The following is a 6,584-nucleotide window of genomic DNA, read 5'->3' as shown; positions in this document are numbered from 1 at the left end:
GGAGCGGATGATGCGGGACGCGAAGATCACGCAGATCTACGAGGGCACCAACCAGGTCCAGCGCATCGTGATGGCCCGCAACCTGCCGTAGCGGGCACCGGCGGGGTGCCCCCGGGCCCCGCCGCACACGCTGGCTCGGCTGTTCGAAGCCGAGGTATGTTCCGGGAATGAGCGAGAAGGAAGAGCAGGACCAGCCCATGAACGACGGTCCGCCGAAGCCGGCGATGCGTGAGGCGCTCGTCGCCGCCGCCTTCGAGCTCTTCCTGGAACGAGGCTTCGAACAGACCACCATCGACGACATCGTCTCGCTCGCCGGAGTCGGCCGGCGCTCCTTCTTCCGCTACTTCCCGGCCAAGGAGGACGTGGTCTTCCCCGACCACGAGCGCAGCCTCGCCGAGATGACGGAGTTCCTGGAGTCCGGCACCGGTGAGGAGGACCCGGTCCGGCACGCCTGCGACGCCGCCCGCCTCGTCCTGCAGATGTACGCCGAGCAGCCGTCCTTCTCCGTCCAGCGCTACCGGCTCACCCGCAAGGTGCCCGGCCTGCGCGCGTACGAGCTGTCGGTGGTCTGGCGCTACGAGCACATGCTCGCGCACTACCTGCGCGGCCGGTTCGCCGAGCAGCCCGACGGGGCGCTGCGCGCCGACGTGATCGCGGCCGCGGTGGTCTCCGCGCACAACCACGCGCTGCGCACCTGGCTGCGCTCCGGCGGCGAGAGCGACTGGACCGCCGAGGTGGACGCGGCGATGGCCTTCGTCACCGGTACCTGGAGCGACCGGCCGGCCGAGGGCGCACCGGCCGGCGGGGCCGAGGCGGACGACGTCGTGGTGCTGGTCGCCAGCCGCCGGGCGCCGCTCTGGCGGATGGTGCAGGGCATCGAGAGCGCGCTGGAGGAGTCCCGGAAGGTCCCGCAGCCCTGACGCGTCCGCGCTGACGGGACCGCGCTGACGCGTCTGCCCTCACGCGTCCGCGCTGACGCCTCCGCGCTGACGCGTCCGCCCGGCGGGCCCCGTCCGCGCGCCCGCCGGCCTTCGGGCCCCGGACTGACGGCGGCTCACCCGTACGGCGTAACCCGCCCGGGGGCGCGCCGTGCGGGGGCGCGGGCCCCGCGCCCCCGGGCGAGACTCGGTCCCAGGACGGGACCGGGCGGCGGCCGGCCCCGGTGAGCGCGAGGAGCGGGCATGCCTGAGCAGACCGGCCAGCAGACCGGGAGGCAGAGCGGCGGCCCCGACGCCGTCCGCGCGGTGCTGCTGAAGAAGGGCTACCTGGGCCTCCTGCTGATCTCGGCCCTCGTCGGCATCCCGGTCTCGCTGGCCGCCTTCGGCTTCGTCAGCCTGGAGCACGAGCTCCAGCACTGGATCTGGGAGAGCCTCCCGGAGACCCTCGGCCTGGACCGCGCGCCCTGGTGGTGGCCGCTGCCCGCGCTGCTGCTCGCCGGGCTGCTGCTCGTCCCGATCGTCACCCGGCTGCCGGGCCGGGGCGGCCACATCCCGGTGGACGGGCTCGGCGGCCCGCCCATCCTGCCGAAGGCGGTGCCCGGTGTGGTGCTGGCGGCCCTGGCCTGTCTGCCGCTCGGTGTCGTGCTCGGTCCCGAGGCGCCGCTGATGGGCCTGGGCAGCGGCCTCGCCCTGCTCGCGGTCCGGCCCGCCTGGCTGATCGCCAAACCCCAGCTGGGGCCGGTGCTCGGCTCGGCCGGCTCGGCGGCGGCGATCTCCACCATCTTCGGCAGCCCGCTGGTCGCCGCCGTGATGATCATCGAGGCGGCCGGGCTCGGCGGCCCGCAGCTGACGGTGCTGATCCTGCCGTGCCTGCTGGCGAGCGGCATCGGTGCGCTGGTGTTCACCGGCTTCGGCCACTGGACCGGGCTGTCGATCGGCGCCCTCTCGCTGCCGTCGGTGCCCGCGTCCGGCATCCCCGACCCGGGCGACTTCCTCTGGGGCATCCCGGTCGCGATCGCGGTCGCGACGGTCTGCGTGACCGGCCGGTCCCTCGGCGGGCGGGTCAAGGGGTACGTCACCGGCCGGCCGGACCGGCCCGCGCCGACCGTGCGGACGACGGCCGTCCGGACGGTGCTGTGCGCCGTCGCGGTCGGCGTCTGCATCTGCGCGTACGCGCTGCTCACCGGGCGCTCACCGGAGGAGGCGGCGCTCTCCGGGCAGATCACGCTCGCCAACCTGGCCGCCGACCCGGCGTCCTGGCCGGTCGGCGTGCTGCTGGCGCTGGTGGTCTGCAAGGCGCTCGGCTGGGGCATCGCGCTGGGCAGCCTGCGCGGTGGCCCGATCTTCCCGGCGCTCCTGATCGGCGGGGCCCTCGGGGTGGCCTGCGGCTCGCTGCCCGGCTTCGGCTACACCCCGGGGCTGGCCGCCGGCCTCGCCGCCTCGGCCGCCGCCGTCACCCGGTTGCCGGTCACCAGCAGCGTGCTCGGGGCGGCCCTGCTCGGCGCCGACTCCGCGGACGCGATGCCGCTGCTGATCGTCGCCTCGGTGACGGGCTTCGTGGTCGCCGAGATGCTCCACGCGCTCGGCCGCCGACGGGCTGCGGCGCCGCCCGGCGGCGGGCCCCGGGCCGGGGCCGGGCCTGCGACCGGAGGGTGAGGAGCGGGCGCCCCTCGGCGGCTGCCGGTCGCCGGCGCGGTGCGGGCGGTCCGAGCGGTGCGGGCGGTCCGAGCGGTGCGGGCGGTGCGGGCGGACAGCAGGTGAACATCCGTCGATTCGCCGGTACCGGCGGCCCCGGGTGCGGGACAACGGAGTGCTCTCCGATCACCGAACCCGGCCGAAGGACACCCCACCCATGCCCCTCAAGAACTACGGCGTGCTCGCCGCCACCGCCGTCGACCGGCGCCGCGAGGACGGCAGCGACACCCCGCACTACCAGATCCACCTCCGCGACGCGGCCGGCACCGAGTACCGGGCGGCGGTCAACGTCGAATCCCAGCAGGCCCCTTCGGAACTGCTCCACATCGTCGTCGACGACTTCCGGCACCCGGTCACCGGGCTGCTCCCGGCCGCCGGCAGCGGCTGGACCGACCTGCCCCCGAAGCCCGGCACGGCCGCGCTGGACTTCGTCCGCGGCAACCTCTTCGACCCGGCCGCGCTGCGCGTCCTGCCGCCCGGCCTCCCGGGCGCCGACAACGACCTCGCCGACCTGCTGGACCACTACGTGCAGCGCGCGATCGACGACCCGGCCACCGCCCTGTACCTGTTCGGCCAGCGCTTCGGCCCCGAGCCGGCCGTCCCCGACAAGGTGTTCGGCTTCCGGCCCGGCAACGGCGTCCACGACATCCACATGAACCAGGGCAACAGCGGCCGGTTCCGCTCCGACAACGGCGTCCGCCAGGACGGCGGCCTGCTGATCCACCTGCCCGCCGAGAACCGCTGGGTGGCGGTCTTCCTCGCCTTCCAGTCCCAGGCCTGGCACACCGACGACGCCACCGGCCACCCCCTCCCCGGCACCCCGCCCCGCCCGACCGACCCGACCGGCCACAACGCCGCGCTGCGGATCGTCGCCGCCCTGGTCAACCCGCTCGGCCCGGCCCCCGAGGACGAGACCGTCACCGTCCTCAACACCTCGCCCGTGGCGGCCGACCTCACCGGCTGGCACCTCGCCGACCAGGCCGGGCACCGCCTCGCCCTGCCCGCCGGACCGCTGGCCGCCGGCGCCGCCCTGACCGTCCACGCCGCCGGCGGCTTCACGCTCGGCAACCACGGCGGGGCGATCACCCTCCTCGACCCCCGCGGCCTCAAGGTCCACGGCGTCGCCTACACCGCCCGCCAGGCCGCCGCCGAAGGCCGGACGATCGCCTTCTGACGCCCGCCCGGCCCGCTTCCCGCCCCGGCACCCGGTCGCCCATCCGGGTGAGCCCCGGATTCACCGGCCGCGGCCGGGGCAATCTCGCTGCGTGACCACTTCTGCTCCCCGCCGTCGCCGCCGCCGTCCGGGCACCCCGCACCGGACGCCGGCCGCGACGCACACCTTCGCCCCGTCCGCCGCACCCGCCGTGCCGGCGCCGTCCTCCCCACGCGGCCTCGCCCCCGCCGGTGCGTGGGCGCGCTGCTGCGCCGTCTCCACCACCGAGCACCGCTCGCTCGGCGGCACCATCATCCGCACCCACCGCCACCACCCCGCCTGCCCCGTCTGGACGGCCCGCTGACGGGACGGAAGGCCGCCGGCCGGCCGCCGCGGTTTGCTTGAATGACCGGTGTGACGAGCAGCGCCGGATTCACCGAGGACGACCTGAGCGGGCTGGCCGGGCCGCGCTCCTTCGAACGAGGCCTGGGCTACCGGGACGCGGTCGCCGAACTCGACGTCGGGGCCCAGCGGTTCACCGCCGTCGTGAGCGGCACCGAGGCCTACGAGGTCGTGCTGGAGCTGGACGAGGAGTACGGGCTGTCGGGCGAGTGCGACTGCCCCTACGGACTCGACGGCAACTTCTGCAAGCACTGCGTCGCGGTCGGCCTGGTGGTGCTGGAGAAGTGGGACGAGCTGCCCCGGCTCAAGGCCGAGGGGAAGGCCCGGGCCGGCGCCCTGGAGTCCTGGCTCGGCTCGCGCTCGCGCGACGACCTGCTGCTCCTGGTGCGCGAACTGATGGACGGCGACCGGAGCCTGCGCCGCCGCCTGGAGCTCCGGGCCGCGACCGCCCGGGCCGACCCCGCCCAACTGCGGGCCCGGATCACCGACCTGCTCGCCGTCGGCCGCTTCAGCCGGTACGGGTACGTCGAGTACGCGGACGCCCAGGCCTACGCGCTCCAGGCCGGCGAGGCGGTGGCCGCGGTCCGCGCCCTGACGTCGGAGGGTCAGGCCGCGCGGGCGGTCGCCCTGGCCCGGGAGGCGATCAGGCTGCTCGGCCGGTCCTACGACCGGATCGACGACTCCGCCGGGTGCGTCGGCGGTGTCGCCGCCGATCTCGACGAGGCCCACCTGGAGGCCTGCCGGGCGGCACCGCCGGACCGCACCGAGCTGGCCGACTGGCTGGTCGACCGGCTGCTGGGCGACCACGACCACCTGCTGGAGGCCGAACTGGGCGACTACCGCGACCTCCTGGGCGCGCCGGGCCTGCGCCGGGTCCGGGAGCGGGCGGAGGAGGCGGGCCGGCGCAACCCGTCCGGCTGGGCCGAGAAGCACCTGATGCAGCAACTGGCCAAGGCCGAGCGGGCCCTCAAGCCGCCCCTGCCGGCGCAGCTCGGCCGCGGCGGTGCCGGCCGGCCCGCCGAGGCACTGGAGGAGCACCGCCGGGCGATCGAGCGCCTCAAGCCGCTCACTGGCGACGGCCCGTACCGGGAGCTGGCCCGGCTGCTGCTCGAAGCCCGGGCCTGCCACCGGGCCCTGGGGACGGAGGCGGCGTTCGCGGACGAGCTCGAAGCCCTCAGGACCGAGCAGCGGCGCAGGCGCAAGCTGCTGCGGATCCTCGACGAGCACGGCCTCTGACCGGTCAGGCCTTCTTGACCACGCCCGACTTGAGCTGCATCGCGCCGAACCCGTCGATCCGGCAGTCGATGTCGTGTCCGTCGACCCCGTCGACCAGGCGGATGTTGCGGACCTTGGTGCCCGCCTTGATCCCCGACGGGCTGCCCTTGACCTTGAGCGCCTTGACGACCGTCACCGTGTCGCCGTCGCTCAGCACGTTCCCGACGGCGTCCTTGACCACCCGCTCCCCGGCGGCCCCGTCGGGGCCGCCGCCCTCGACGGGCGTCCACTCGTTCCCGCACTCCGGGCAGAGCATCAGCGCGTCCATCGCATAGGTGTACTCGCTGGAGCACCGGGGGCACGGGGGCAGGTTCTCGTTCACCGACCCAGGGTATCCGGGCGCCCGGAAACACCCCGCCACCTGCGCGGACGCGTCAGGCCTGGCCCGGGCCGCGCCGTCGCAGCAGGTGCACCCGACTCAGCCGCCCCTGCACCCTGAACAGCGGCTGCTGGGCACCGGCGAGTGCGGCAAGTGCTCCTCGGGCCGCGTCTCCCGCGGCGGCCCACCAGACGGCGTGTACTCCCACCCCCGTCGACCGGGGCGCCTCGGCCGGGATCGTGGCAGCGAGCAGGGCGAGCCCCGGGCTGGGGTAGACGTCCGCAGCTTCCAGGGGCGAAGCTCCGCGCCGCTTCTCGTACCAGGCCGAGAACCGTGCCGGATCGGTCCATCCGGGCTCGTCCAACGCCATGACGGCGGCCCCTGGGGAGGCTTCCCAGATGCCCTCCGCTCCCTCGGCCACCACACGCAGGCCCGGTACGTCCGTCAGCCGGTCCAGTACCCGTGCCGCGATGGCCGCGGGCTCGGCCGAGCGGTCGAGATCCCACAGGAGCAACAGTCTCGGACGATCGCTCTCCCGCAGTGCCAGGACGAGCTCCGACGCCGTGCGCGCGCAAACCCCCAACCGGGCGGCCAATCGCCAGATCGCCGCATCCGCCGTCATCCCGGCCAGCGAGAACGCGGCGTCCGGCCGCCGGCCGACCGGGCTGTCGGAGCCGCCGAGAGAGGCTGCCAACCAGACCAGCAAGTAGGACTTGCCGATGCCTCGCGCTCCGGAAACGACACAGAGGTGAGGAGCTCTCGGGTCGTCCAGCATGTTCAGCAAGGCAACGCCGGCGGGCTG

At 75.2% G+C, this 6,584-nt stretch carries 8 protein-coding genes; 6 read left to right on the top strand and 2 right to left on the bottom strand.

Annotated elements, in window-relative coordinates; translation table 11 throughout:
* From ACWDRR_RS38965 to ACWDRR_RS38940, 6 genes are all read left to right on the top strand, one after another.
* On the top strand, nucleotides 1-91 hold a 91-nt coding region (locus tag ACWDRR_RS38965; RefSeq protein ID WP_144385854.1), incomplete at its 5' end, for an acyl-CoA dehydrogenase family protein.
* 133 nt (nucleotides 92-224) lie between these two features.
* Complete coding sequence (locus ACWDRR_RS38960) at nucleotides 225-920, top strand: TetR family transcriptional regulator (RefSeq protein ID WP_449777026.1); 696 nt, start codon at nucleotides 225-227, stop codon at nucleotides 918-920.
* 261 nt (nucleotides 921-1,181) lie between these two features.
* Complete coding sequence (locus tag ACWDRR_RS38955) at nucleotides 1,182-2,594, top strand: chloride channel protein (protein ID WP_449777025.1); 1,413 nt, start codon at nucleotides 1,182-1,184, stop codon at nucleotides 2,592-2,594.
* A gap of 196 nt (nucleotides 2,595-2,790) precedes the next feature.
* Nucleotides 2,791-3,807, top strand: a complete 1,017-nt coding sequence (locus ACWDRR_RS38950; RefSeq protein WP_449777024.1) for a DUF2278 family protein — start codon at nucleotides 2,791-2,793, stop codon at nucleotides 3,805-3,807.
* Between the two features lie 91 nt (nucleotides 3,808-3,898).
* Nucleotides 3,899-4,150 carry a hypothetical protein gene (locus tag ACWDRR_RS38945; protein ID WP_449777023.1) on the top strand — a complete coding sequence of 84 codons (252 nt, stop codon included), beginning with the start codon at nucleotides 3,899-3,901 and terminating at the stop codon, nucleotides 4,148-4,150.
* A 50-nt stretch (nucleotides 4,151-4,200) separates the two neighbouring features.
* Nucleotides 4,201-5,424: an SWIM zinc finger family protein gene (locus tag ACWDRR_RS38940; protein WP_449777022.1), complete on the top strand. Its 1,224-nt coding sequence runs from the start codon at nucleotides 4,201-4,203 to the stop codon at nucleotides 5,422-5,424.
* 4 nt (nucleotides 5,425-5,428) lie between these two features.
* Here ACWDRR_RS38940 and ACWDRR_RS38935 read toward each other — a convergent pair whose 3' ends face one another.
* Together ACWDRR_RS38935 and ACWDRR_RS38930 are read right to left on the bottom strand one after the other, a co-directional pair.
* Entirely contained in the window at nucleotides 5,429-5,785 is a 357-nt protein-coding gene (locus tag ACWDRR_RS38935) for a zinc ribbon domain-containing protein YjdM (protein ID WP_449777021.1), read from the bottom strand.
* Nucleotides 5,786-5,837: 52 nt separating this feature from the next.
* Nucleotides 5,838-6,557, bottom strand: a complete 720-nt coding sequence (locus ACWDRR_RS38930) for a hypothetical protein (protein WP_449777020.1) — start codon at nucleotides 6,555-6,557, stop codon at nucleotides 5,838-5,840.
* Nucleotides 6,558-6,584: the final 27 nt, after the last annotated feature.

The organism is Kitasatospora sp. NPDC003701, from assembly GCF_053587085.1.
The sequence above is the reverse complement of the archived record's forward strand: the minus strand, read 5'-3'. Positions and strand labels throughout refer to the sequence as shown.